This is a genomic window from Streptomyces sp. NPDC046939 (genome assembly GCF_040644575.1).
Classification (GTDB): domain Bacteria; phylum Actinomycetota; class Actinomycetes; order Streptomycetales; family Streptomycetaceae; genus Streptomyces.
The window spans coordinates 58388-83740 of record NZ_JBEYWV010000038.1 but is presented as its reverse complement, the minus strand read 5'-3'; the positions used below and the strand labels follow the sequence as shown (position 1 = coordinate 83740).

The 25353-nt window shown below is 73.9% G+C and carries 28 protein-coding genes; 11 read left to right on the top strand and 17 right to left on the bottom strand.

The features are described 5' to 3' along the window. The first annotated feature begins 24 nt into the window (after positions 1-24). Together ABZ877_RS32960 and ligD are read left to right on the top strand one after the other, a co-directional pair. Positions 25-906 carry an SDR family oxidoreductase gene (locus ABZ877_RS32960; protein WP_361078897.1) on the top strand — a complete coding sequence of 294 codons (882 nt, stop codon included), beginning with the start codon at positions 25-27 and terminating at the stop codon, positions 904-906. Between the two features lie 103 nt (positions 907-1009). Continuing rightward, entirely contained in the window at positions 1010-1870 is an 861-nt protein-coding gene (gene ligD, locus ABZ877_RS32955; protein WP_361078939.1) for a non-homologous end-joining DNA ligase, read from the top strand. Positions 1871-1885: 15 nt separating this feature from the next. Here ligD and ABZ877_RS32950 read toward each other — a convergent pair whose 3' ends face one another. Next, on the bottom strand, positions 1886-2908 hold the full coding sequence (locus tag ABZ877_RS32950; RefSeq protein ID WP_361078894.1) for a Ku protein: 1023 nt from the start codon (positions 2906-2908) through the stop codon (positions 1886-1888). 217 nt (positions 2909-3125) lie between these two features. On the opposite strand from ABZ877_RS32950, the gene ABZ877_RS32945 reads away from it, so the two are divergent. Then, positions 3126-3545 (top strand): hypothetical protein, encoded by a 420-nt coding sequence (locus ABZ877_RS32945; RefSeq protein WP_361078892.1) that lies wholly within the window; start codon positions 3126-3128, stop codon positions 3543-3545. On the opposite strand, the gene ABZ877_RS32940 is transcribed toward ABZ877_RS32945, so the two are convergent. Beyond that, entirely contained in the window at positions 3517-4323 is an 807-nt protein-coding gene (locus ABZ877_RS32940) for a VOC family protein (protein WP_361078889.1), read from the bottom strand. The genes ABZ877_RS32945 and ABZ877_RS32940 overlap by 29 nt on opposite strands. A gap of 288 nt (positions 4324-4611) precedes the next feature. Here ABZ877_RS32940 and ABZ877_RS32935 point away from each other — a divergent pair, with 288 nt between their 5' ends. Next, a complete protein-coding gene (locus ABZ877_RS32935) occupies positions 4612-4938 on the top strand; it encodes a plasmid stabilization protein (protein ID WP_361078886.1) in 327 nt (108 codons plus the stop codon). Between the two features lie 82 nt (positions 4939-5020). Here ABZ877_RS32935 and ABZ877_RS32930 read toward each other — a convergent pair whose 3' ends face one another. Beyond that, positions 5021-7297 carry a catalase gene (locus ABZ877_RS32930; RefSeq protein WP_361078883.1) on the bottom strand — a complete coding sequence of 759 codons (2277 nt, stop codon included), beginning with the start codon at positions 7295-7297 and terminating at the stop codon, positions 5021-5023. 103 nt (positions 7298-7400) lie between these two features. Beyond that, on the bottom strand, positions 7401-8747 hold the full coding sequence (locus ABZ877_RS32925; RefSeq protein WP_361078880.1) for an APC family permease: 1347 nt from the start codon (positions 8745-8747) through the stop codon (positions 7401-7403). 119 nt (positions 8748-8866) lie between these two features. Between ABZ877_RS32925 and ABZ877_RS32920 the strand changes: the two genes are divergently transcribed. After that, positions 8867-9112: a DUF6479 family protein gene (locus ABZ877_RS32920; protein WP_361078878.1), complete on the top strand. Its 246-nt coding sequence runs from the start codon at positions 8867-8869 to the stop codon at positions 9110-9112. On the opposite strand, the gene ABZ877_RS32915 is transcribed toward ABZ877_RS32920, so the two are convergent. Next, positions 9103-9717: a chemotaxis protein CheB gene (locus ABZ877_RS32915; protein WP_361078875.1), complete on the bottom strand. Its 615-nt coding sequence runs from the start codon at positions 9715-9717 to the stop codon at positions 9103-9105. The genes ABZ877_RS32920 and ABZ877_RS32915 overlap by 10 nt on opposite strands. A gap of 258 nt (positions 9718-9975) precedes the next feature. Here ABZ877_RS32915 and ABZ877_RS32910 point away from each other — a divergent pair, with 258 nt between their 5' ends. Next, complete coding sequence (locus ABZ877_RS32910) at positions 9976-11247, top strand: phosphatase PAP2 family protein (RefSeq protein WP_361078936.1); 1272 nt, start codon at positions 9976-9978, stop codon at positions 11245-11247. Positions 11248-11263: 16 nt separating this feature from the next. On the opposite strand, the gene def is transcribed toward ABZ877_RS32910, so the two are convergent. Continuing rightward, positions 11264-11911: a peptide deformylase gene (gene def / locus ABZ877_RS32905; protein ID WP_361078872.1), complete on the bottom strand. Its 648-nt coding sequence runs from the start codon at positions 11909-11911 to the stop codon at positions 11264-11266. A 189-nt stretch (positions 11912-12100) separates the two neighbouring features. Between def and ABZ877_RS32900 the strand changes: the two genes are divergently transcribed. After that, the gene (locus tag ABZ877_RS32900) at positions 12101-12838 is read left to right on the top strand and encodes a GNAT family N-acetyltransferase (protein ID WP_361078869.1); all 738 of its coding nucleotides are present in this window, start codon (positions 12101-12103) and stop codon (positions 12836-12838) included. A gap of 4 nt (positions 12839-12842) precedes the next feature. On the opposite strand, the gene ABZ877_RS32895 is transcribed toward ABZ877_RS32900, so the two are convergent. Then, positions 12843-13292, bottom strand: a complete 450-nt coding sequence (locus tag ABZ877_RS32895; RefSeq protein ID WP_361078866.1) for a MarR family transcriptional regulator — start codon at positions 13290-13292, stop codon at positions 12843-12845. A 114-nt stretch (positions 13293-13406) separates the two neighbouring features. On the opposite strand from ABZ877_RS32895, the gene ABZ877_RS32890 reads away from it, so the two are divergent. The 3 genes from ABZ877_RS32890 (at position 13407) to ABZ877_RS32880 (ending at position 16439) form a co-directional block, all read left to right on the top strand. Beyond that, on the top strand, positions 13407-13682 hold the full coding sequence (locus ABZ877_RS32890; protein ID WP_361078863.1) for a hypothetical protein: 276 nt from the start codon (positions 13407-13409) through the stop codon (positions 13680-13682). Between the two features lie 145 nt (positions 13683-13827). Further along, positions 13828-15843 carry an NADPH-dependent 2,4-dienoyl-CoA reductase gene (locus tag ABZ877_RS32885; RefSeq protein ID WP_361078860.1) on the top strand — a complete coding sequence of 672 codons (2016 nt, stop codon included), beginning with the start codon at positions 13828-13830 and terminating at the stop codon, positions 15841-15843. 65 nt (positions 15844-15908) lie between these two features. Further along, positions 15909-16439: a PadR family transcriptional regulator gene (locus tag ABZ877_RS32880; protein ID WP_361078857.1), complete on the top strand. Its 531-nt coding sequence runs from the start codon at positions 15909-15911 to the stop codon at positions 16437-16439. A 13-nt stretch (positions 16440-16452) separates the two neighbouring features. Here ABZ877_RS32880 and ABZ877_RS32875 read toward each other — a convergent pair whose 3' ends face one another. The 9 genes from ABZ877_RS32875 to ABZ877_RS32835 form a co-directional block, all read right to left on the bottom strand. Further along, positions 16453-16971: a hypothetical protein gene (locus tag ABZ877_RS32875; protein WP_361078854.1), complete on the bottom strand. Its 519-nt coding sequence runs from the start codon at positions 16969-16971 to the stop codon at positions 16453-16455. A gap of 26 nt (positions 16972-16997) precedes the next feature. After that, on the bottom strand, positions 16998-17552 hold the full coding sequence (locus tag ABZ877_RS32870) for a Gfo/Idh/MocA family oxidoreductase (RefSeq protein ID WP_361078851.1): 555 nt from the start codon (positions 17550-17552) through the stop codon (positions 16998-17000). A 99-nt stretch (positions 17553-17651) separates the two neighbouring features. Next, positions 17652-18218 carry a hypothetical protein gene (locus ABZ877_RS32865; RefSeq protein ID WP_361078848.1) on the bottom strand — a complete coding sequence of 189 codons (567 nt, stop codon included), beginning with the start codon at positions 18216-18218 and terminating at the stop codon, positions 17652-17654. Between the two features lie 91 nt (positions 18219-18309). Beyond that, entirely contained in the window at positions 18310-19311 is a 1002-nt protein-coding gene (locus ABZ877_RS32860) for a fibronectin type III domain-containing protein (protein ID WP_361078846.1), read from the bottom strand. Between the two features lie 100 nt (positions 19312-19411). Next, positions 19412-19825, bottom strand: coding sequence for a dihydroxyacetone kinase phosphoryl donor subunit DhaM (gene dhaM / locus ABZ877_RS32855; protein ID WP_361078844.1), 414 nt, complete (start codon positions 19823-19825; stop codon positions 19412-19414). Continuing rightward, the gene (gene dhaL / locus ABZ877_RS32850) at positions 19822-20430 is read right to left on the bottom strand and encodes a dihydroxyacetone kinase subunit DhaL (protein WP_361078842.1); all 609 of its coding nucleotides are present in this window, start codon (positions 20428-20430) and stop codon (positions 19822-19824) included. Before dhaL ends, dhaM begins: the two co-directional genes overlap by 4 nt. 44 nt (positions 20431-20474) lie before the next feature. Then, positions 20475-21467 (bottom strand): dihydroxyacetone kinase subunit DhaK, encoded by a 993-nt coding sequence (gene dhaK / locus ABZ877_RS32845; RefSeq protein WP_361078839.1) that lies wholly within the window; start codon positions 21465-21467, stop codon positions 20475-20477. 85 nt (positions 21468-21552) lie between these two features. Then, complete coding sequence (locus ABZ877_RS32840) at positions 21553-22758, bottom strand: beta-ketoacyl-[acyl-carrier-protein] synthase family protein (protein WP_361078836.1); 1206 nt, start codon at positions 22756-22758, stop codon at positions 21553-21555. Further along, entirely contained in the window at positions 22755-23003 is a 249-nt protein-coding gene (locus ABZ877_RS32835; protein ID WP_361078833.1) for an acyl carrier protein, read from the bottom strand. Before ABZ877_RS32835 ends, ABZ877_RS32840 begins: the two co-directional genes overlap by 4 nt. Before the next feature lie 127 nt (positions 23004-23130). On the opposite strand from ABZ877_RS32835, the gene ABZ877_RS32830 reads away from it, so the two are divergent. Then, positions 23131-23880, top strand: a complete 750-nt coding sequence (locus ABZ877_RS32830; protein ID WP_361078830.1) for a 1-acyl-sn-glycerol-3-phosphate acyltransferase — start codon at positions 23131-23133, stop codon at positions 23878-23880. 7 nt (positions 23881-23887) lie between these two features. On the opposite strand, the gene ABZ877_RS32825 is transcribed toward ABZ877_RS32830, so the two are convergent. After that, positions 23888-25330: a hypothetical protein gene (locus tag ABZ877_RS32825; RefSeq protein ID WP_361078827.1), complete on the bottom strand. Its 1443-nt coding sequence runs from the start codon at positions 25328-25330 to the stop codon at positions 23888-23890. Between the last annotated feature and the right edge of the window lie 23 nt (positions 25331-25353).

The following is a 25353-nucleotide window of genomic DNA, read 5'->3' as shown; positions in this document are numbered from 1 at the left end:
TGAAGCACGAAAGGATCAGCACCGATGGGCGGCACCCCGCAGGACCCCACGACGAAGCACCCGCAGCCGGACTTCCCCCAGCAGGACCAGGAGCACCCCGGCACCGGCCGGGAGATGGACCCGAAGCCGGACCACGGCGAGGACTCCTACCGGGGCAGCGGCCTGCTGCGCGACCGGGCCGCGGTCGTCACCGGCGGCGACTCCGGGATCGGCCGCGCCGTCGTCCTCGCCTACGCCCGCGAAGGCGCCGACATCCTCTTCACCCACCTGCCCGAGGAGGCGGAGGACGCGAAGGAGACGGCCCGCCTCGTCGAGGAGGCGGGGCGCAAGGCCGTCCCCGTGGAGTGCGACATCCGCGAGGAGGAGCAGTGCCGGCGGCTCATCGAGCGGGCTGTCGCCGAGTTCGGCCGGATCGACGTCCTCGTCAACAATGCGGCCTACCAGATGTCGCAGCCGGGCGGCATCGAGGACATCACGACCGAGCAGTTCGACCGCGTCGTGCGCACCAACCTGTACGGCATGTTCTGGCTGTCCAAGATGGCGGTGCCGCACATCCCGGCGGGCGGCTCCATCATCAACACCACCTCGGTGCAGGCGTACCAGCCGAGCCCCCACCTGCTCGACTACGCGACGACCAAGGGCGCCATCGTCACCTTCACGCAGGGCCTCGCGCAGATGCTGGCCGAGAAGGGCATCCGGGTCAACGCGGTCGCCCCCGGGCCCGTGTGGACCCCGCTCATCCCGGCGACGCTCCCGGACACCGAGGAGTTCGGCAAGCAGGCGCCGCTCGGCCGCCCGGCGCAGCCCGCGGAGATGGCGCCCGCGTATGTGTTCCTCGCGTCGGAGCATGCCAGTTTCATCACCGCGGAGATCATGAACGCGACCGGCGGCACCCCGCTCCCGTAGACGCCGCGGGGAAGGGGCCGGGCGCCACAGCCACCGGCATCAGTGGGAGGAGACGGTCTTGAGTTCCGACACCGAGCTGCGGGTCGGCCGCCGCACCATCACGATGAAGCGGCCCGACAAGGAGCTGTTCCCCGAGGACGGCATCACCAAGGCCGACCTCGTCGAGCACTACCGCCGGGTCGCCTCCCGCATGGTGCCCGAGCTGCGCGGCCGGCCCCTCATGCTGGAGCGGATGCCGGACGGCATCGACGGGCAGCGCTTCTACCAGAAGGAAGTCAGCGACTACTTCCCCGACTGGATCCACCGCGCGTCGGTGCCCAAGGAAGGCGGCGAGGTCACACATGTGGTCTGCGAGGACGCGGCGACGCTCGTCTACCTCGCCAGCCAGGCGTGCATCACCCCGCACCGCTGGCTCAGCCGTGCCGACGAACCACGCCGTCCGGACCGGCTCGTCTTCGACCTCGACCCGCCCGCCGACGACTTCGAGCCGGTGCGCCGCGCGGCCCACCGCCTGCGCGAACTCCTCGACGAACTCGAACTCTCCGCCGGTCTGATGACGACGGGCTCGCGCGGCCTGCACGTCGTGGTGCCGCTCAACCGGCGCGACGACGCCGACGACGTGCTCGCGTTCGCCCGCGCCGCCGCCCGGCAACTCGCCGGGCGCCACCCCGAGGAGCTGACCGTCGAGCCCCGCAAGGACGCCCGCAAGGGCCGCCTCTACCTGGACGTCGCCCGCAACGGCTACGCCCAGACCGTCGTCGCCCCGTTCGCCGTCCGGACCCGGCCGGGCGCCCCCGTGGCCGCGCCCCTCGACTGGGACGAGCTCGACGACCCCGCACTGACCGCGCGCCGCTGGACGGTCGCCGACCTCGGCGACCGGCTGGACAAGGACCCATGGGCGGGGCTCGCGCGCCACGGCAGTGGGGTGGCGGCGGCCGCGCGGCGCCTGGAGAAGCTGTCCTGACGCTGCTTCACGCCGTCAGGCCGCCCCCTTCTCCTTCCGCGTCAGGGCGTCGAGGAGTTCGTCCCGGGTCATGGAGGAGCGGCCCGGGACGCCCGCCTCGGTGGCGCGGCGGTACAGCTCGGCTTTGGTGAGCCGATCGAGCGAGGCCCTGGACTGGCCCTTGGCGGCTCGCTTCCCCTTGCCTTTCTCCGTGGCCTTCGCGTTCGTCTTCGCGTTCGTCTTCGACTTGGACTTCGCGGAGGAGCCGCCGCGCTTGCCGGGCTTCTTCGCACGGTCGACGCTCGCCCGCAGCGCGTCCATCAGGTCGACCACATTGGTCGACTCGGCCGGCGGCTCCGCCTTCTCGACCTCCTCGCCGCCGCGCTTGGCCTCGATGAGGGCGTTCACCCGCTCCTGGTACGTGTCGTGGAAGTCCTCCGGCCGCCACTCCATGCCCAGCGTGTCGACGAGCTGCCGCGCCATCTTCAGCTCGCGGTCGGTGACCTTCGTCCGGCCCGGCAGATTGTCGATCTCCTTGCGCGGGTCGCGGATCTCGTCCGCCCAGTGCAGCGTGTGCAGTGTCAGGAGCCCCGCCTCCGCCTTCACCGCGACCAGGTACTGGTGGTTGCGCATGACGAACGTGGCGATCCCCGCCCGGCCCGCCTCTGCGAGCGTCTTCTCGAGCAGCGCGTACACCTTCGTGTACTGCTCGCCCTTCGGGCCGAGGTAGTACGTCTTGTCGAAGAAGACCGGCTCGACGTCCTCCAGGTCCACGAAGCCCGTGATCTCCAGGGACTTGGAGCGGCCGGGCGCGATGTCGTCCAGCTCGTCCGGCTCGACGACCACGTACTCACCGCCCTCCTCGTACGCCTTCACGACCTCGTCCAGCGGGACCTCCTCGCCGGTGCGCTCGTTCACCCGCTTGTTGCGCACGCGGTCGGAGGTGCCGCGCTGCACTTGGTGGAAGCGCACGGTGTGGTTCTCCGTGGCGGTGTACATCTGGACGGGCAAGGACACCAGACCGAAGGTCAGCGTGCCGCTCCACACCGGACGCGCCATGGACGAGACCCTTCCTGCTCCGCGCCGTACCGTTCCCCTACATGGCACCCCGCGCGACGGCCCACCGCATCCCGGGACGGTGCCGAGCGCCCACCGTTAGCCTCGGAGCATGACCCGGTCATCACCTCCTGCCGTCGGCGTGCTCGCCTCCTACGACTTCGACCGGCGCGAGGAGCTGCGCCGCTGGCTCGGGCCCGGGGCCGTGGCCTAGCTCTGCGTGACATGCAGCTTCGTCGGCGGCGGGGCGCTGTGCGAGGCGATGTGTGTGTACGGGGCGCCGCGTGTGCTCACGACCAGTGGTGCGGCCGTCGGCGCGCTGCGTGCCGAGGGCGCACGGCGTGTCGCGGTCGTCCACCCCTATCAGGCGCCGGTCGACGCCTACCTCGCCGTGGGGCTCACCGCGCTGGGGCTCGGCTCCGTCGAGGACGTCTACACCGTGGCGGAGGAGCAGGTGGTGGACGCGGTTGTCGCGGGGGACAGGGGCGAGGCGGACGCCGTGTTCGTGGCCTGTACCGCGCTGCCCACCTACGACGTGCTGCCCCGCCTGCGCGAGCGCCTCGGCAAGCCGGTGGTCGGCGCCGTCCAGGCCACCGCGCGGGCGCTCCGGCTCAGCGTGCCGGCCGCCAGTCGGCGTTGACGGCGAACTGGGCCCCGTCGGGGTCGCACAGCACGGCTTCCGTCCCGTCGTCGGCGATCCGCAGGACGCTGCCGCCCCGGGCGCGCGCGGCCTCGGCGCACGCGGCCACGTCGGGCACCGAGAAGTGGACCTGCCAGCGCGGCCGGATCGAGGGGTCGGGCGCGGCCTCCACGGCCCCCGAGTGGATCCGGGCCACGACGTCGCCCCGGCTGCGCAGGACGACCTCCTCGTCCTCGTACCGCACGTCGCAGGAGTCCGGGGCGTCGGAGGCCCAGCCGAGCACCTCGCCGTAGAAGATCGCCGCGTCGAAGGCGTTGCGGGTGTAGAGCGCCACGAAGGCGGGCGCGACGCGGCGCCACTCCTCCCAGCCCGCGAGGAGCGCGCCCTCCCAGACGCCGAAGACCGCCCCGTCCCGGTCGGCGAGCAGCGCGGCGCGGCCCGGCGGGAAGGAGATCGGCCCGATCGCCGTGGTCCCGCCGCGCTCGTGGCTGCGCGCGACGGTCTCGTCGGCGCTGGCCGAGGCGAAGAACGGGGTCCAGGCGACGGACGTCTGCCCCATGCTGCTCGCCTCGGACACGCCCGCCACCGGCACCCCGCGCACGCTCGCGAACCGGTAGTTCTCGCCCATGTCCCCGGTGTGCCACTCCCAGTCGAGCACGGCGCTGTAGAAGTCCTCGGCGACCCGCAGGTCGTAGGTGGAGAGGCTGACCCAGCAGGGGGCGCCGAACACCGACCTGCTGGCCGGGATCTCGCTCACGGGTGTGTTCTCGCTGCTCATGTACGTACCGTTCCGAGGTCGAAGGAGGCCCCCACCCGTGCTCCGGCCACCGGCGCCCCGCGCGCGGCCACCCGGACCACATCCATTAGACACTGGCGGCTCGCTCTCCCGCCTCCGCTGGGGGTCATCCTTTCGGTCACCGTCCGCTCGCACAGTTGCCGTGCCGCGCGTCAGATGAGAGCAATCCGGATCCGGGTGGGAAACCCGCCGGAGGGTACGCGGAAGGTCATCGCAGAAGCGGGGCGGCCGAGTGGGCCGTGCCCGGTCCGGAGGGAAAGGAGAGCAGCAATGCCCCGAGGTTCCAGCCCGAAGCGTGAGCGCCAGTACGAGCACATCAAGGAGGGCGCGGAGAAGCGCGGCACCTCCGAGGGGCGCGCGAAGGAGATCGCGGCGCGCACCGTCAACAAGGAGCGGGCGCGTTCCGGCGAGTCGAAGCAGGCGAGCAAGGTCTCGACCCAGGACAAGAAGTCCGCGCCGCAGCGGGGCGGCGAGCGTTCCCACAGCGGGTCCCAGGGGCCGACGAAGGACCAGCTCTACGCGGAGGCGAAGAAGAAGAACATCGAGGGCCGCTCCTCGATGAACAAGGAGCAGCTGGCGAAGGCCGTCGGCCGCTGAGCCGTCGACGCCGGGCGTACAGGGGCCGGGCCCCGCGGAATCCGATCCGCGGGGCCCGGCCCCTGTCATGGGCGGCGCACCGTCACACGGTGGTGCCGAACCGCTCCCAGACGCGGTGCTTGGAGAGCAGTTCCTTCATCTGGGTGAGGACCGCCGGGCCGCTGTCACCGAGCACGATGCCCGGGTCGGCGGCCGGCAGGCCAGCGGCCTCGATGGTCTGCTCGGCGCCCGCCCAGCCACCGATGGCCTTGCCGTGGCGGTACGCCTCCTCAAGGAGGAGCCGCACGCGCGGGTCGAGCGTCGCGGTGGCGCTGTCGGCCTTGGCGTCGCGCGCCGGGATGGCGTCGGCGCCCGCGGCGGGCACGCCGACCACCAGGAGGGCGTCGAACTCGATGGAGCGGGCCGTGGCGAAGGTCCGCTGGACGGTGACGGGGTCGCCGTCCGGGTCGAGCTTGCCGCCCGCCGGGGCGATGACCAGCGGCACCATCCCGCCGTCGAGCAGCGTCTGACGGACCGTGCGCACACCCTCCAGGTCGCCCGTCCCGTCGGTCACGATGCCGATGAGCCGGCCGTCCGTCGGCCACGCCTGCCCGATCTGGGAGAGCGCGGGGCTCGGCTCCGGGTCCGTGAGCGGCACGGTCGGCTGGGGCGCGGGCAGGCCGAGCGAGGCGGCGACCTGCGCGCACAGCTCCGGGTCGATGTTGGCGAGGACCTGGAGGCCGCGCTCCTTGACCGCCTGCTCGTAGCACTTGCCCAGCTCGAACGAGTAGGCGTTGACGATGTGCTCGCGCTCGGGCGGCGTCATGCTCAGCCAGAACAGCCGCGCCTGGCTGAAGTGGTCGTCGTAGGAGGCGGGCGCCTCGCGGACCTTGCGGGACGCGGGCAGCTCGACGGGGACCTCGATGTCCGCGCCGTTCGCCGCGCCCGCCATGAACGGGCAGCCGCCGTCGAGCGAGTTCGGCTGGTAGGGCGCGACGCCCCGGTGCACGGCCGTCTGGTGCATGCCGTCGCGCAGCATGTCGTTGACGGGGGCGTGCGGCCGGTTGATCGGGAGCTGGTGGAAGTTGGGGCCGCCGAGCCGGCTGATCTGGGTGTCCAGGTAGGAGAAGAGGCGGCCCTGGAACAGCGGGTCGTCGGTGACGTCGATGCCGGGGACGAGGTGCCCGAGGTGGAAGGCGACCTGCTCGGTCTCGGCGAAGTAGTTCGACGGGTTGCGGTTGAGGGTGAGCAGCCCGATCGGCTGCACCGGGGCCAGCTCCTCCGGCACGATCTTCGTCGAGTCGAGCAGGTCGATGCCCATGAAGGTCTGCTCGGGGTTGTCGGGGAAGGTCTGGATGCCCAGCTCCCACTGCGGGTAGGCGCCCGCCTCGATCGCGTCGGCGAGGTCGCGGCGGTGGAAGTCGGGGTCGACGCCGCCCGCGATCTGCGCCTCCTCCCAGACGAGGGAGTGCACGCCGAGCTTCGGCTTCCAGTGGAACTTCACCAGCGTCGTCTCACCGGCCGCGTTCTCCAGGCGGAAGGTGTGGACGCCGAAGCCCTCCATCATCCGGTAGGAGCGCGGGATGCCGCGGTCGGACATGTTCCACAGCGTGTGGTGCGTGGCCTCGGTGTGCAGGGTGACGAAGTCCCAGAACGTGTCGTGGGCGCTCTGCGCCTGCGGGATCTCCCGGTCCGGGTGCGGCTTGCCCGCGTGGATGACGTCCGGGAACTTGATGGCGTCCTGGATGAAGAAGACCGGGATGTTGTTGCCGACGAGGTCGAAGGTGCCCTCGGAGGTGTAGAACTTCGTCGCGAAGCCGCGGGTGTCGCGGACCGTGTCCGCCGAGCCGCGCGAGCCGAGCACGGTGGAGAACCGCACGAAGACGTCGGTCTCGACGTCCTTGCCGAGGAACGCCGCCTTGGTGACGCTCGCCGCGTTGCCGTAGCCCTTGAACACGCCGTGGGCGGCGGCGCCGCGCGCGTGGACGACGCGCTCCGGGATCCGCTCGTGGTCGAAGTGGGTGATCTTCTCCCGGAAGTGGTGGTCCTGGAGCAGGACCGGCCCGCGCGGGCCCGCCTTCAGCGAGTGGTCCGTGTCGTAGAGGCGGTCGCCCTGGGCGGTGGTGAGGTATTCACCCTGCTGGGCGGCGGCGTCCTGGCTGTCGCGCGAGGGGGCGCCGGTGGGGCTGGTCGGCCGGGGTCCGCTCTGGTCCGGCTTGGGCGGCAGGGGGCCGCGGGGCTCGGTCGGCTCGGCGAGCGTCGGCGACTCGACGTTGGGCTTGCCGGGGACGCCGTCCTCGGGGCCCTCGGGGGCCATCGCGCCGGTCACCGTCTCCTTCACCTTCTCCGCCGCGTCCCGGAACGGGTGGCCGTCGTCCATCTGGGTCTCTCCTTCGATTGCGCCGCGCGTGCTGATGCGGGGCCGGACTGCGTGGGCGAACGGAACAGGAGTACCCGAATCCGCACAGATACCACGCGGCTGTTCAGTTGGCTTTGGACCGGGTGTCCCGGCGGCGGTGCGTCGCGGCGACCGCCCCGAGCACCACGCCGACCGCGAGGACGATCAGGCCGCGGATCCAGACCTCGCCCTCGACCTGGGTGGCGAGGACCACGCAGGAGGCCGCGCCGAGCACGGGGATCACCGTCCACGCGCGGAAGTGGGGCGGTGTCGAGGTGTCGCGCCGCAGGACGAGCACGGCCGTGTTGACGAGGAAGAACACCACGAGCAGCAGCAGGACGAGGGTGGAGGCGAGGGTCTCCACGTCGCCGGTGAGGGCGAGGAGGAAGGACAGCAGGGTCGTCACGGCGATCGCGACCCACGGGGTGCCGCGGCCGGGCAGCACATGGGTGAGGACCCGCGGCAGCAGACCGTCCCGCGCCATGCCGAAGGCGAGCCGCGAACTCATGATCCCGGTGAGCAGCGCCCCGTTGGCGACGGCGACCAGCGCGATCGCGCTGAACAGCTTCGGCGGCACCCCGCCCGCCTCCTTCACCACTTCGAGCAGCGGCCCGCTGGAGTGGGCGAGGGTGTCGGTGGGGACGGCGGCCGAGGCGACGATCCCGACGAGGGCGTAGACGGCGCCCGCCGTGATCAGCGCGCCGAACAGGGCGCGCGGGTAGGAGCGGCGCGGGTCGCGGGTCTCCTCGGCGACGTTGACGGAGGTCTCGAAGCCGACGAAGGAGTAGTAGGCGAGCACGGTCCCGCTGAGGACCCCGGCGGCGGCGCCGGTCTCGGAGGTGCCGAGGTGCACGAGCCGCCCCGCGTCACCGTCGCCGCGCACGAAGAGCACCACGCCGAGCGCGACCACGATGAGGAGCCCGCCCACCTCGATGACGGTCGCGGCGACGTTGGCGCGGGTGGACTCGCTGATCCCGCGCGCGTTGAGCAGGGCGAGCGCGCACAGGAAGACGGCGGCGACGAGGACGACGGGCAGGCTGACGAAGGCCGTCAGATAGTCACCGGCGAAGCCGCGGGCCAGCGCGGCCACCGAGACGATCCCGGCGGCCAGCATGCAGAACCCGGCGAGGAACCCGGCGAAGGGCCCGTAGGCGAGCGTCGTGTAGTGGGAGGCGCCTCCGGCCCTCGGGTACTTGGTGGCGAGTTCGGCGTAGGAGGCCGCAGTGAGCAGCGACAGCAGCAGCGCGCAGACCAGCGGCACCCACACGGCGCCGCCGGACTTCGCGGCGACCTGCCCGACGAGCACGTAGACGCCCGCCCCGAGCACGTCGCCGAGGATGAAGAAGTAGAGCAGCGACGTCGTCAGCCTCTTCTTCAGTCCGCCGCCCTGTCTCGCGCCCGCGTCCGTGGACGCGCCGGCCGGGGCCGTCACCGCTGGGCCTTGTCGCGTACGTTCATGATGATCACCCTGCGTCAGGTTCCCGCGGGCGGCCACACGAAACGATCACTGCCCGTGTGCGGTTTCGGCGCGGAACGGGGTAAAGGAGCCGCATGCACACTCACAGCCAAATCGTTCTGGCCGCCGAGGGCGGGGGCTCGCTCGTCTTCATCGTCGTCGGCCTCGTCGTGGTCCTCGGCCTGCTCGCCATGTTCATCACGGGACGCCGCCGCGCGGCCCGGCGCACACAGCCCAGCAGGCCCGCGCCGGGGACACCGGCCGAGGGCGCGGAGGCGCAGCGCGGCACCACCTGGCAGACCCCCGGGGACGACCCCGACCAGGGCCACCCTCACCGGTGACGGGGGAGGGGGCGGCCGCGGACCAGACGGTCGATGGCCGACCCCATGGCCTCCAGGGTGAGGACGAGGTCCGCCTTGCCGGTGCTGATCGCCGACTTGGGCATGCCGCGGAACTCCGCGGTCTCCGGGTCCTGCACGAGGACCGTCCCGCCGCGCGCCTTGACGGCCTCGACGCCCCGCGCGCCGTCACTGTCCGAACCGGTGAGCACGCAGCCGACGACCGGCCCGAACGCCTCGGCCGCCGACTCGAAGAGGGGGTCGGCGGCGGGGCGCGCGAAGTTGACCCGGTCCTCGCGGGTGAGGACCAGCGTCCTGTCGTCGCGCACGCACAGATGCCGGTCGGGCGGGGCGATGTACACGGTCGCGGGACGGGGGCGCTCCCCGTCCTCGGCGAGCTTGACCTTCAGACAGGTGGCGCGGGACAGGATGGCCACGATGCTCGTCTCGCGGGACCGGTTGAGGTGCTGGGCGACCAGGACCGGCACCGGAAGGGTGGCGTCGAGGCCGCGCAGGAGTGCGGTGAGGCCCTGGACACCGCCGGCCGACGACGCGATCAGGACCGCCGCGCACGGGTCCCCGGTCTTCTCTGACGCGCCTGTCTGCACCTTTGCAGACTAACGCGCCCCGGTGCCGTCGGTGAGCGCCGGAACCGGACCGGTGTGGCGCCTCCTCGGCCGGGCGACAAGGCCGTCGTCGACCGTCCGGCAGGGGTGACCGAACCGCTCGGATAGCATGATCGGCCGCACAGGCTACGCCAAGCCACCTCTCACCAGACGGCCAGACACGTGAACACGAAGACCCCGCGAATACCTTCGCGTCCGAAAGAGACACCCTCGCCGTCCAGGTGGCACCGGCCGCGGGTCCTGCTGTGGAGCGCGGCGGGCGCGGTGACCATCGCCTTCCTCGTCGCCCTGGAGATCGCCGCCCGCCGCTACGGCATGACGGGCCCGCTCACCCACCAGGCCCGCGAAGTGATCTTCGCCCCCCAGTCGGGGCCGCTGCTGTACGCCGGTATGGCGCTGATGCTGGTGGTGCTCACCTGGCGGCAGCGGTTCATCGCCGTCGGCGCGGCCGTCGGCATCGACCTGGTCTTCCTCCTCGTACGGTGGCTGGCGGGCGCCAGCCTGGAGTTCGGCAACGGCGCGCTGTGGGTGATCCTCGGCTGCGCCGTCATCGCCGTCACCCGCCGCACGGGCCCGGAACGCACCCTGCTCCTCAAGGGCGTCGGCCTCGGCCTGCTCCTCATCGCCGGGCACAAGACCGGCGACACCTGGCTGCTGATCACGTCGAAGGAGCGCCCGACGGTCCTCGACCCGTACGTGGCCACCGCCGACCACGCCCTCGGCAATCCGTCCTGGCTCGTCGGGCAGTTCGTCGACGCCACGGGCCCCGTCGGGTCGGTCGCCCTGCACCTGGTCTACGGACAGCTCCCGCTCGCGGCGGCGCTCATCGCCCTGTACCAACTGCGCAACGTGGCGGTCGAGCGCCGCTTCCCGGGCCACCACCTCGTCCGTACGTTCCTGGTCATCGGCCTGCTCGGCCCCGCCGTCTACATGCTCTTCCCCGTGGTCGGCCCGGTCTTCGCCTACGGTGCCGAAGGCGGGCGGTGGGCCGTCGCCGACCTGTGGCCGGGCACGGTGACGACGATCGCCGCCCCGCACCCGATCCCGTTCGACACGGTCACCCCGCGCAACTGCATGCCCAGCCTGCACACCGCCTGGGCCGTCACCCTCTTCATCCACTCCCGCCAGGGCTCCCGCCGGCTGCGGTACGCCGGCACGTTCTGGCTGGTCGCCACGCTCACCGCCACCCTCGGCTTCGGCTACCACTACGGCGCGGACCTCGTCGCCGGCGTCGTCTTCGCCCTCACCATCGAGGCGGCGATGCGGGCCTTCGAACGCGGCTGGGACGCCGGCGCCGTCCGCCTGGTCTGCCACGGCACACTCGTCTTCGCGCTGCTCCTGGCCGCGTACCGCTATCTGCCGCTGCGGATGGCCGAGCACCGCTGGATCTTCGGCCCGCTGCTCCTGCTCGCGATGGGCTCCGTGATCTACGGCTACGTCCGGACGACCAGGCGGTGGCAGCCGAAGACCGCCCCCGCCCCGCTCCCGGAACCGCAGCTCGCCCAGGCGTGACGGCTGACGGCCGCCGTCAGTCCTGGCCGGGCAGGGCGAAACCCAGTTCCTTCGCGGCGAGCGCGGGCGTGGGCTGCGCCCAGCGCTCCACCGCCTCCTGGGTCAAGGTGTGCGACAGGGAGCGCAGCTCGGCGCGATCCAGGTAGAGCGTGCCGTTCAGATGGTCGGTCTCGTGCTGGACGATCCGGGCCGGCCAGCCGGTGACCTCCTCGTCCACCGCGCGCCCCCGCTCGTCGAGGGCGCGCAGCCGCACGCGCTCGTGCCGGGCGGCCACGGCCTGGTAGCCCGGCACGCTCAAACACCCCTCGTAGAATGCGACCTGGCGTCCGCCCGCGTCCTCGTACACCGGATTGACCAGCACCCGGAACGGCTGCGGGGTGCGGCCGCGCGCCTCGCGCACCTCGTCCGGCACGGTCGCCGCGTCCTCGATCACCGCGATCCGCAGCGGCAGGCCGATCTGCGGCGCGGCGAGCCCGACGCCGGGCGCGGCGTGCATGGTGCGCCGCATCGCCTCGACCAGGCGGTCGAGGAGGGCGTCGGGGAGCTGGCCGTCGTACGGCTCGGCGGGGCGGCGCAGGACGGGGTCGCCCGCGAAGACGATCGGCAGCGGGGCCTCGTCGGCGAGCAGGGCCTCGACGTGGTCGGTCAGTGACGTGGACGGCATCGCGCCAGCATGCCAACAGCGGGCGTCGCCCGGCAACGCGGGCCCGCCGCCGGACGCGTACGGGTGTGTTGCGCACGTGTGAACACGTTGCGGCCTCATGAACACTGCGTGTGCCCGGGAATGTCGGCCCTGACCTGGGGGTTTCATGGCTCGGTACAGCGAGGCCGAGGATATGGGAGAAGGGTCCGGATGACCGAGACGCAGACCTACGACGGGCCGGGTACGGCGGACAGCGCGCCGCACCCGCTCGACAATCCGGCGTACGCGTCGCTCACCGGACCGCACGCCCGCTTCGCCGAGCGGCGCGGCCGGGTGCTGCGCTACCCCCTCGACGTCTCGCCGTGGCTGGCGCTGCCCGACGACCCGGGCCCCGGGGACTGGGCGGACCTCGCCGCGTTCGCCGGACCCGGCGCGGAGGTGCCGCTGCCCGGCACCACCCGTGACCTGCCGGACCGCTGGGAGCTGACGCAGGACATCCCCGGCGTGCAGCTCGTCGACGTGGCGGTGGACGCGGCGCACGACCCCGAGGCGGTCCGGCTGACCCCGGCCGACGTGCCGGAGATGCTCGACCTGGTCGCCCGCACCCGGCCGGGACCGTTCCTGCCGCGCACCATCGAGCTGGGCACCTACCTCGGCATCCGGCGCGACGGCGTCCTCGTGGCGATGGCGGGGGAGCGGCTGCACCCGCCGGGCTGGACCGAGATCAGCGCCGTCTGCACCGACGCGGGCCAGCGCGGCCAGGGGCTCGCCGGGCGGCTCGTGCGGGCCGTCGCCGCCGGGATCAGGGAGCGCGGCGAGACCCCGTTCCTGCACACCGGCGAGGGCAACACGACGGCGATCCGCCTCTACGAGTCCCTCGGCTTCGCGCTGCGCCGCAGGACCCGCTTCCGCGCGGCGCGCGTGCCCCGGCTCGTGAGCCAGGGCTGAGAGTTCAGTCCTCGCGCGACGCCTCGTTGTAGCGCGTGAGGTACGCCGCGAACCGGGTCAGGTCCTCCTCCGACCAGTCCGCGAGCCGTTCGCCGAACATCTTCCGGCGGCTGACCGTCACCTGTTCCAGGATCTCCGCGCCCGCGGGGGTCGGGAGCAGGACCTGGACGCGGTGGTCGTCCGGGTCGACGCGGCGCATGACGAGCCCGGCCCGCTCCAGGGCCGCGACCTGCCGGCTGACGGTGGACTTGTCGAGCGCGTAGTGCGCGGCGAGGTCGGTGGCGCGGCAGCCGCCCCGCTCGTCGAGATGGCTGAGCAGCGTGAACGAGACGAGGGACAGCTCGGGGTGCATCCGGGCCGCCGTCGCGCGGGCGCGGCGGGCGAAGGACGTCAGCTCCCGCTGGATGGTCTCCACGGCCGACGCGCGGTCGGCTCCACGGTCGGGGTCTGCCACGTGCGGTTCCTTTCAGACGCTCACGGCGCGGGGCGCTGGTTGCACTCTACAACCCAGACGGGTTCCGGCCCGGACGGCGGGCGCGGCGGTGCCCCGCGCACTAGCCTCCGGAGCATGAGTCACATCAGCGAGACGTCCGAAGCGCCCACCCGGTACACCGTCGTGCTCAAGCCGAGGGTCGCCGACGAAGAGGGCCGCCCCGACCACGGCAACCCGCTGCGGACCGTGCCGGTGACCGCCACGGGCGAGGAGGGCGCGTCCGGCTACCCGCGGTACGCGGGCGAGGGCGTCCAGGCCGACATCGACCCGCGCACCCGCACGGTCGAGGCGGTGACCGTCGACGGCGAGGAGCTGCCGATCGGATGGGTGGCGGAGGTCGCGGACGCGTAGGCGGCCGCAGGGCAGGGCAGGGCAGGGCAGGGCAGGCCCGGGTAAGGGTCGCCTTCCGTGGCGCAGCTCTCTCATGCAACTTGTTGCAAAAGAAGCGCGGTGTCGTCTACAACAGTGACGACGTTCGCCGCGCTCGGAGGGCCCCATGACCCGTTACCCGCACCTGCTCGCCCCGCTCGACCTGGGCTTCACCACCCTGCCCAACCGCGTCCTGATGGGCTCGATGCACGTGGGTCTGGAGGAGGCGGAGAACGGCTTCGCCCGCATGGCCGAGTTCTACGCGACCCGCGCCCGCGGCGGCGTCGGCCTCATGGTCACCGGCGGCATCGCCCCGAACGAGGCCGGACGCCCCTACGACGGCGGCGCCAAGCTCACCACCGAGGCGGAGGCCGAGCAGCACCGCGAGGTCACCGACGCCGTGCACGCGGCGGGCGGCAGGATCGCGATGCAGATCCTGCACTTCGGCCGCTACGCCTACCACGAGAACCTCGTCGCGCCGAGCCCGCTCCAGGCGCCCATCAGCCCGTTCGTCCCGCACGAGCTGACCGACGCCGAGGTCGAGCAGACCATCGAGGACTTCGCGCGCGCCGCCGAACTGGCCAAGGCGGCCGGGTACGACGGCGTCGAGGTGATGGGCTCCGAGGGCTACCTCATCAACGAGTTCATCGCCGCCCCCACCAACCGGCGCACCGACCGCTGGGGCGGCTCCTACGAGAACCGCATCCGCTTCCCCGTCGAGATCGTGCGCCGCGTCCGCGAGCGCGTCGGCACCGACTTCATCGTCATCTACCGGCTCTCCATGCTGGACCTGGTGCCCGGCGGCTCGACCCTGGAGGAGGTCGTGCACCTCGCCAAGGCGATTGAGGCGGCGGGCGCGACGATCATCAACACCGGCATCGGCTGGCACGAGGCCCGCATCCCCACCATCGCCACGTCGGTGCCGCGCGGCGCCTACACCTGGGTCACCAAGAAGGTCATGGGCGAGGTCTCCGTGCCCCTCGTCACCACCAACCGCATCAACACCCCCGAGCTGGCCGAGGAGCTGCTGGCCGACGGCGCCGCCGACATGGTCTCGCTCGCGCGGCCGATGCTCGCCGACCCGGACTTCGTGAACAAGGCCGCCGCCGGGCACCCCGAGCGGATCAACACCTGCATCGGCTGCAACCAGGCCTGCCTCGACCACACGTTCAGCGGCAAGATCACCTCCTGCCTCGTCAACCCGCGCGCCTGCCACGAGACCGAGCTGGTCCTCTCGCCGACCCGGCTGCGCAAGCGCGTCGCCGTCGTCGGCGCGGGCCCGGCCGGTCTCGCCTGCGCCACCACCGCCGCCGAACGCGGCCACGACGTCACCCTCTACGACGGCGCCGCCGAGATCGGCGGCCAGCTGAACGTCGCCCGCCGCGTCCCCGGCAAGGAGGAGTTCGACGAGACGCTCCGCTACTTCCGCACACAGCTCGCCCTGCACGGCGTACGGGTCGAGCTGGGCACCCGCGTGAGCGCCGCCGACCTGGACGGATACGACGAGGTCGTCGTCGCCACCGGGGTCGGGCCGCGCACCCCGGCCATCGACGGCATCGACCACCCGAGCGTCGTCGGCTACCTCGACGTGCTGCGCGACGGCGCGCCCGTCGGCGACCGCGTGGCGATCATCGGGGCGGGCGGCATCGGCTTCGACGTCGCCGAGTACCTCACCGACGGCGGCGAGAAGGCGAGCCAGGACCCGGCCACGTACTTCCGGCTCTGGGGCGTCGACATGGACTACGCCGACCGAGGCGGCCTCACCCGCCCCGAGCGGCCCGCGCCGCCGCGCCAGGTCCACCTCGTCCAGCGCAAGACCTCCAAGGTCGGCGCGGGCCTCGGCAAGACCACCGGCTGGATCCACCGCACCGAGCTGCGCCACCGGGGCGTCACCATGATCGCGGGCGCCACGTACGACCGGATCGACGACGCGGGCCTGCACCTCACGCTCGACGGCGAGCCCACGCTGATCCCCGTCGACACGGTGGTCCTGTGCGCGGGTCAGGAGCCGGAGCGCTCCCTCTACGACGACCTCGTCGCGGCGGGCCGCACCCCGCACCTGATCGGCGGCGCCGACGTCGCCGCCGAACTGGACGCGAAGCGCGCCATCAAGCAGGGCACCGAGATCGCCGCGGCCCTCTGAACCGGGTGGTCACGTGGCCGGGCCCGCCGGCCGCGTGACCATCCTCCTGCCACTACGCTTCCTTCATGTCACTGCCGCACGCGATCCTCACGGCCCTCCTGGAGAAGCCGTCGTCGGGGCTCGAACTGACCCGTCGCTTCGACAAGTCGTTCGGCTACTTCTGGTCGGCCACGCACCAGCAGATCTACCGTGAGCTGGGCAGACTGGAACGCGACGGTCTCATCCGCGTCCTGCCCGCGCCGCTCCCCGCGCGCGGACAGAAGAAGGAGTACGAGGTCCTGCCCGGCGGCCGCGCCGAACTCGCCCGCTGGACGGCCACGCCGCAGGACCCCAAGGCCATGCGGGACCCGCTCCTGCTGCGGCTGCGCTCCGCCGCGGTCGTCGGCACGGCCGGGATCGAGGCCGAACTGCGGCGCCACCTCGACCTGCACCAGCGGCAGTTGGCGACGTACCGGGAGATCGAGAAGCGGGACTTCCCGCCCGGGAAGGACACGATGCCGGACCGGCTCCAGCACGCGGTCCTGCGCGCCGGGATCGACCTGGAGACGTTCTGGGTGGAGTGGCTGGAGCGGACGCTCGCCGATCTCCGGCCCTGAGCGGTCCGGACCGCTACAGCGTCGGACGGGTCGGGTCCCAGTCGGCCGGGAGCGCGGCCGGCCGCACCACCTGCTCCGCGGGGCGCGTGAACTCCCCGCGCGACGCGGAGTCCGTGACCGCCGCCATCGTCCGCAGGACATGCAGCGCGAGCGCCCCTGAGGCCCGGGGCAGGGCCCCGGAGCGGAGCGCCCGCGCCATGTCGACGACGCCGAGACCGCGCCCGTCGGTGCGGCCGGTCACGGGCAGTTCGGCCCAGTCGGACGCCTCGTTGCGGCGCACCCGCAGCGGCCCGCCGAACGTGTTGGGGTCCGGCACCGACAGGGTGCCCTCCGTGCCGACTATCTCGAAGTGGATGTGCGGATGCGCCGAGTCCCAGCTGAACACGGACGTCGCGGTCGGCCCGGAGGCGAAGTCGAGCAGCGCCGAGACATGGGTGGGCACGGCGACGGGGAACGCCGGCCCGGCGGTCGGCCCCGACCCGGCCGAGCGGATGTCGCGGGCCCGGCGCACCGACGCCGCGACCCGCTCCACGCCGCCGAACAGCGCGACCAGGGCCGTCAGGTAGTACGGGCCGAGGTCGAACAGCGGCCCGGCTCCCGGCTGGTAGAAGAACGCCGGGTCCGGGTGCCAGCGCTCGGGCCCAGGCTGCGCAGCGCCGTCGACGCGGCGACCGGCGCGCCGATCCGCCCGGCGGCGACCGCCCGCAGCGCCGACTGAAGGCCCGCCCCGAGGAACGTGTCGGGCGCGCTGCCCACCAGCAGCCCCCGCTCCGACGCCTCCGCGAGCAGCTTCTCGCCCTCGGCCGGGAGCAGCGCGAGCGGCTTCTCGCCGTACACGTGCTTGCCCGCGCCCAGCGCCGCCCGAGCCACCTCGACATGCGCGGCCGGAACGGTCAGGTTGACGACGATCTCCACCTCGGGCACGGCGAGGACGGTGTCCACGTCCCCGGCGAGCGGAACGCCGTGGGTCCGCGCGGCGGCCTCGGCGCGGCGCACGTCGAGATCGGCGACGGCGAGGACCCGTACGTCCGGGAAGCCGGACAGGGCGCCGAGGTACTGCTTGCTGATCACGCCCGCCCCGACGACGGCGACCCCCACCGGACCTGCACCCACGCTGCCCCCACGGATGTTCGCGGACGATCACTCGGCTCCGGGGACGGTAAGCCGGGGCGGCCCGCGCCCACAAGAGGGCGCCCGGCAGCGGCGGGAGGGCTACCGGCCGCGCAGGTAGAGGGCCCCGGCCGCCGCGGCGGTGACCAGCAGCGCGCCGCCGACCGCGTACCGGTAGGGCAGGGGGTCCCTGAGGGAGCCACCGAGCCCGCCCCGGACGCCACCGACGGGGCGCGGCGTCGCGAACGCGGAGGGCGTGGCGGCGGCCGGGGCCGAGGGCGCGGCCGAGGGCGCGGTGGACGACGCGGGGGAGGAGGGCGTGGTGGCGGCCGGGGCCGCCGTGACGGTCACCGGGACCGGGCCCTGGGTCGTCCCGTCGGGGCAGACGATCACCACCTGGTACGTCCCCGGGGCGAGGCCGCGCCAGACCGCCTTGCCCGCGCGGAGCGGCGCCCGGCGGCCCCGGGCGGCGTCGGCCTGGCCCGAGGACAGGAGCACGGCGGTGCCGTCGCGCGGGCAGGCGTCCGTGGCGGCCGTCACCGCCCGACCCTCGGCGGTGACGTCGACCCCGTCCGCGAGGGCGGGGGCGGCAGCGGCGAGCGTCCAGGACAGCGCGGCCGGCGCCGCGACGGCGAGGACGCGGCGGACGAGAAGGGAGGCGGTGCGCATGAGGCCCAGCCAACCGCGCGGACGCGGGCCGACGCATGCGCACCGCCGCCGGGCAGGTGACGGGCTCCGCCGTCCGGCCCCGCCCGCGCGGTCACCGGCCGGTCGTCACCGTCCGCTCCGGCGAGAAGGCGCCCCATGTGCCGTCCGGCAACTGGGCGCGGAGCTTCACCCGGTGCCGGGTGCCCGCCTCCTTGCCGATGTAGAAGCTGTACGCGGACCCGTCCCGGGGCGCGCTCTCGCCCCACATCACGGTCGTCGCCTGCTCCCCGTCGAGGTACACCTGGTACGCGGGGACCTCGCCGCCGGTCTCGGGCGGCGTCCACCTCAGGTCGATGTAGTACGCGCCGTCCGCCCGTCGCGTCGCGGCACGGAAGTCGCCCGGCGCGGTCCCCGGCCCCTCGTCCTTGCCCCGCGCCGTGGTCAGCGGCACCGCGTCGCTCGCGGGGGAGACGTTGTCGGCGGCGTCCCGCGCCCGGACGCTGAACCGGTAGTCGGTGCCGGGCCGCAACCCCGTGAGCAGGGCCCGCGTCCGGGTCCCGTCGACGCTGTGGATCTTCGTCGTGCCCTGGTAGACGTCGTACGAGACGACGCCCTTGTCATCGGCCGCCTTCCGCCACGTCAGGGTGACCGCCCGGGCGCCGTCCACGTGCCCGCGCAAGCCCTCGGGCCGCCCGGGCGCCGAGCGGTCCGCCGCGACGGCGGCCGGGGTCCGCACGCTGACGCGGCGGCTCGCCGGGCCGAGGGAGCCGTCCTTTCCGCGCGCCCGGACCGTGAACTCGTAGCGCGTCCTGGCGCGCAGCCCGGTGACGTCCACCATGTGCTGCTCGGCGGTCAGCTCCTTGACCCGCACCGAGCCCCGGTACACCTCGTACCCGGTGACGTCCGTGGTGGACGCGGGCCGGTTCCACATGACGTGCACGGAGGTGGCGCTGCCCGCCTGCGCCGTGACGCCGGCCGGCGCGGTCAGGGCGGGCCCGCCGGCCTCGGCGTCGTCGCCCGAGAACGGCCCGCAGCCGGTCAGGGCCGCCGCCAGCGCGGCGGCCCAGACCGCCTGGGGGAGCAGGGTGCGTGGGGGGACGCGTCGCACGGGCATGCCTTCCACTCGGGACCGCATTGGTACAGACCTGTACGGAACCTGTATGGCACGAGTGACGCGCCCCCATCAAGAGGCAGGGGTCCACCTCTTGCCGTGCTCACTGCTTGCGATACGTGTACGCCTCCTGCGCCGACGCCACCACCGCCTCCAGGTCCGCCCCCGCCGACGCGGAGACCACGGCGGCGACCGCGCCCTCCACGAACGGGGCGTCCACGAGCCGGGTGTTCTCGGGGAGTTCGTCGCCCTCGGCGAGCAGCGCCTTCACGGTGAGCACCGCGCTGCCCAGGTCGACGAGGACCGCGACGCCCGAGCCGCGGTCGACCTGGGCAGCGGCCGCCGAGATCCGCTCCGCGCTCGTCCCGAGACCGCCGTCCTCCGTGCCGCCCGCCGGGGCCACGGGCGCCGTGGCGCCGCCCCCGGCGAGCCCTGCCGCCAGGCGCGCCACGGACTCCGCGACCTCCCGGCTGTGCGACACGAGCACGACGCCGACGGGCTGGTCCGGGGCGCTCACGCGGCGGCCTCCGCGGTCTCGGCCAGCGCGCCGATCAGCAGCGCCGACGACGTGGCCCCCGGGTCCTGGTGGCCGATGCTGCGCTCGCCCAGGTAACTCGCCCGGCCCTTGCGGGCCTGGAGCGGCGTCGTCGCCTCCGCGCCCTGCTCGGCGGCGGTCCGCGCCGCGCCGAAGTCGCCGCCGTTCAGCGCGTCCACCGCCGGGACCAGCGCGTCCAGCATCGTCTTGTCGCCGGGCGCGGCCCCGCCGAGCGCCGCCACGGCGTCCACCCCGGCGCGCAACGCCTGCGCGAACTCGGCCTCGCTGACCTCAGCCGCGTCGCCGAGCGCCTTGCCGGTGCGGCGCAGCAGGGTTCCGTACAGCGGTCCGGACGCACCGCCCACCGTCGAGATCAACTGCCGCCCGGCGAGGGCCAGTACGGCGCCGGGCGTGTCCGGCGCGTCCTTGTCGAGGGCGGTCCGCACGGCGGTGAAGCCGCGCTGAAGGTTGCTGCCGTGGTCGGCGTCGCCGATGGGGGAGTCGAGGTCGGTGAGGCGGGCGGCCTCGCGGTCCACGGCGGCGGCGGCCGCCGCCATCCAGCGCCGGAAGAAGTCGGCGTCGAGCACAGGGTCTCCTTGCGTGAGAGGTACGGGAAGCGGGGCGGGGCCGGTCACATGCCCCAGCGCAGGCCCGCCGTGCTGACCGGCGCGTCCCACAGGCGCAGCAGCTCCTCGTCGGCCTGGCAGAGCGTGACGGAGGCGCCGGCCATGTCGAGGGAGGTGACGTAGTTGCCGACGAGGGTGCGGGCGACGGGCACCCCGCGCTCGGCGAGCACCCGCTGCACCTCGGCGTTGAACCCGTACAGCTCCAACAGGGGCGTCGCGCCCATGCCGTTGACGAGCGCGAGCACTGGGCTCGTCGGGTTCAAGTCCTCCAGAATCGCGTCGACGGCGAAGTCCGCGATCTCCCCGGACGTCATCATGGGGCGCCGCTCGCGGCCCGGCTCGCCGTGGATGCCGATGCCCAGCTCCAGTTCGCCGGGCGGCAGGTCGAACGTCGGCGAGCCCTTCGCCGGGGTCGTGCACGCGCTGAGTGCCACGCCGAAGCTCCGCGAACTCTCGTTGACCTGCCGGGCCAGCGCCTCGACCCGCTCCAGGGGCTGGCCCTCCTCGGCGGCGGCGCCCGCGATCTTCTCCACGAACAGGGTCGCGCCGGTGCCGCGCCGCCCGGCGGTGTAGAGGCTGTCGACCACGGCGATGTCGTCGTTGACGAGCACCTTGGCGACCTGGATGCCCTCGTCCTCGGCGAGTTCGGCCGCCATGTCGAAGTTGAGCACGTCGCCGGTGTAGTTCTTCACGATGAACAGGACGCCCGCGCCGCTGTCCACGGCCGCCGCCGCCCGCACCATCTGGTCCGGCACCGGCGACGTGAACACCTCACCGGGACAGGCCGCGGAGAGCATCCCGGGCCCCACGAACCCGCCGTGCAACGGCTCGTGCCCCGAGCCGCCGCCCGACACCAGCGCCACCTTCCCGGCGACCGGCGCGTCCCTGCGCACGATGACCCGGTTGTCGACGTCCACGGTCAGCTCCGGGTGGGCCGCAGCCATCCCGCGCAGCGCGTCGGCGACGACGGACTCGGCCACATTGATCAACATTTTCACGGGTGCCTCCGGGTGACGTGGGCAAGGCTTGGCACGCGCGGAGCGGCTCCCGCGTGCTGGTCCGACGCCAGTATCGACCGTCTGTTCAGTCCCGGGCCAGGACCACCACCGCGTTGTGCCCGCCGAAGCCGAAGGAGTTGCTGACCGCGTACGGGGAGGAGACGGGGCGCGGGGTGCCGGTGACGGCGTCGATGGGGCACGCCGGGTCCAGGTCGCTCAAGCCCGCTGTTGGCGGGACGAGTTCGGCCTGCAGGGCCAGGGCCGTCAGCGCGGCCTCGATCGCTCCGGCCGCGCCCAGGGTGTGGCCGAGCGTTCCCTTCGCGGAGGTGACCGGCGGGTGGTGGGGGAAGACGCGGGAGAGGACCGCCGCCTCCACCGCGTCGCCGCGCGGCGTGGACGTGCCGTGCGCGTTGACGTGGCCGATCTCGGCCGGGGCGAGCCCGGCCTCGGCGAGCGCCGCGCGCAGGGCCCGCTCCGCGTGGCGGCCCTCGGGGTGCGGGGCCACCAGGTGGTGGGCGTCGCTCGTCGCCCCGTACCCGAGGAGACGGGCGAAACGCGGCGCGGAGCGGGCCGCCGCGTGCTCGGGGCGCTCCAGGACCAGCGCGCCCGCGCCCTCGGCGATGACGAAGCCGTCGCGGGCCTTGTCGAAGGGGCGCGAGCCCGTGTCGGACAAGGCCCGGAGCTGCGAGAAGCCGGTGACCATGAGCGGGGTGACGGCCGCGTCCGCGCCGCAGACCACGGCGATGTCGCACCGGCCGGAGGCGAGCAGATCGCGGGCCGTGCCGAGCGCGGTGGCGCCGGACGCGCACGCGGTCGCCACGTTCAGGGCCGGGCCGGTCACACCGAAGTGCTGGGTGAGGGAGCCGCACACCATGTTGGCCAGATAGCCGGTCAGGAAGTACGGGGAGACGCTGCGCGGCCCGTCGGCGGCGAGCCGTCCGGCGGCGGTCCGCAGACTGCCCGCCCCGCCGGCGGAGCAGCCGGTGACGACGGCGACGCGGTCCCCTTCCCACTCCGCCGGGTCCAGCTTGGCCGCGTCGAGCGCCTCCGCGACGGCCGCGAGGCCCATGCGCGCGCAGGGGTCGAGGTGCGCCGCGCCGGGCACCCGGGGGCGCAGGGCGGCCACGTCCGCCACCCGGCAGCTCAGCGAGGTCGGGAGGTCCCGCAGCTCCGGGTCGGGCGCGGCGGTGGCGCGGCCCGCGCGGACCGCCGCCCAGGTGCGCGCCGCGTCCGGCCCGGCCGCGGTGACCAGGCCGACGCCGGTCACCACGGCGGAGACGTCCCGCGTCATGCGGCGCGGTGCGCGTCGACGCGGGCCGCGAACTCCGCGAAGGTGAGTTCCCGCAGCGTGTCCTCGGAGACGACGACGCCCAGTTCGTCCTTGAGCGTGATCGCCATCTCGACGACCATCAGCGAGTCGACCAGCAGGTCCGTCATCCGGGCGGCCGGGCGGACGGCGGCCGGATCGACGTCGAACCGGTCAATAAGCAGACCGGTGATCAGTTCCGTGGTCGCGGGTGAGGCGGAGGTACTCATGGCGGGCCCTTCCTGAACGGCGTGAACGGCGCGAGCGGCACCCGCGACGCGGGCGCAAGGGAGTAAGACCACCGCAATGGCATCTTTAGGCTTGCGGTCCCCCATGTTCAGCAGAAAGTGGGATCTCGTGACCGAAGCGAACGCGGAGCCGCGCAGCCCGCTGGACGAGACCGCCACCGATCTGCTCGACGGCCTCTTCGGCTGGCTGGCCGACGCCTGGTTCCGCACGGAGGTGACGGGCCTCGCGCATGTGCCACGGAGCGGGCCCGCGCTGCTCGTCGCCAACCACTCGGGCGCCCTGGGCCTCGACGCGTTCGTCCTGCACAAGCTGCTGCACCGGGCCCTCGGACGGCCGGTGCACGTCTACGCCTCCGCGCTCGTCTTCCGGTGGCCGCCGCTCGCCGCGTACGCGCGTCGGCACGAGGTGTTCTGCGACGACCCGACGCTCGGCCGGGACCGGCTCGGCGCCGGGCACCTCGTCGCCGTCTTCCCCGAGGGGCTCGACGGGCTCGGCAAACCGTTCTCCCGGCGCTACCGGCTGCGGCCCTTCAACCCCGGCTTCGCCGCCACCGCCGTACGGACCGGGGCGCCGGTCGTGCCCGTGTCGATCGTGGGCGCCGAGGAGTCGTACCCGAAGCTCGGCGAGGTACGGGCGCTGGCCCGCCGGTTCGACCTGCCCTACTTCCCGCTGACCACGCCGCTGCCGTTCCCGGCGAAGTGGCGCGTCGCCGTCGGCGAGCCGATCCCCGCGCCGGACGCCGCCGCGTCCTACGCCGCCCGCTCGGCGGCGGCGCGGCGGCTGTGCGACGAGGTCTGGTTCACGGTCCAGTCCATGGTCGACCGGGACCGCGAACGCCGGGCCTCCCCCTTCTGGTGACAGCGGCTCAGTTGGCCAGCCAGTCGGCGGCGCGCCGCGCGTCGCCCGCCGCACGGGCGCACCGCTCGGCGTGGGCGAGCAGCGTCATCCGGCAGTGCTCGCCGAACGCGTCGTGGTTCCAGCCGTCCAGGCGCGCGCACTCGGCGAGCTTGCGGGCGTGCTGTTCGAGGCCGCGCGCGCCGGCCGTGAGGAGCGCGGCGTAGCGGGCCGGGGACTGTCCGGCGGCGGGCGGCACGTACCCGTCGGCCGTCGGGCGGGCCTCGGCGGAGCCCGGGGTGTGCCGGGCGTCCGTGAGCGCGAGGCGCAGCGAGTCCGGGGGCAGGTCGGCCGGGAGCGCGTCGGCGTCGAGGCGCGGGACGAGGACGACCGGTTCGGCGTGCCGGGTGAGGGCGCGGACGAGTGCGGTGGCGGCGAGCGCGCCCAGTTCGGCCGCCGCGCAGGGCGCGGGCGCCGCGCACAACGACACCGACGGGTCGCCGCCGTGCCCGCGGCCTTCGTCCAGGTCGCGCAGCCAGGCGGTCGCGCACAGCAGGTCGGTGCCCGCGTCGACGGTCATGCCGTGCCAGGTGAACGGCGCGGTCACCTCGTGCACGGTGGCGGCCAGCGGGGGATAGCGGCGCAGCGCCTCGCTCACGGCCCGCTCGGCGCGGTCGCCCACGGCCGGCTCGGTGTCGACCGTCAGCAGCGCCAGCGCCTGCGCCGCCGTGTCGGCGAGCGCCCGGGTGCAGACCTCCAGGGCGTGCTCGACGACCGTGTCCCTGGCGTCGTCGGCGAGGCCCGCGGCGAGCGGCCCCGGCCGCTCCCCGTGCACGTACGGGTCGAGCCTGCGGCGCAGGGCGGCGACGCGCGCGGCGTGCTCGGTGCTGTCCTCGGCCCGCGCGACGGCGTCGAGGATGCCGCTGACCAGCGCGTCCTGGGCGCCCTCCGCGCCGAGGACGAGCTGCCGGGCGAGGCGCGCGGTGAGGTCGCGCCAGTCGGCGCGGTCGAGGGCGCCGTCCGGGCGGCGCGCGGCGTGCAGGGCGTCGGCCGTCTCCTCCGCCGCCGTACGCACCTGGGCGTGCAGCGCGCCGAGCGTGACGGGCAGCCCGGCGTGCGGGGTGAGCCGCAGACGGCGGCCCTGCGAGGTCAGCGCGGTGACGGTGCCGCGCGCCCCGGCCTCGTCGGCGTGGCCGACCAGGCTCGTCGCGTCGTCGGCGGTGAGCGGCATCAGGAAGGTGCCGAACGCGGTGCGCAGCCGCGTCGGGCGGCCCGACTTGGTGCGTCGCAGCGCCACGAGGGCCTGCCGGGTGAGTTGCTGCCGGGTGAACGGCTTCAGGCCGAGGGCGCGCGCCGGGGCGTCGATCCAGGAGACACGCTGGGCCGCGAGCGCGGCGCTGATCAGCGCGTTCTCCAGGGGCCAGGCCGTCACGGGCGGGCGGGGAGCGGTCGTGGTGGTGTCGGTGGCGGTCATGCGCCGGTCCCTCTCGTGCGGGT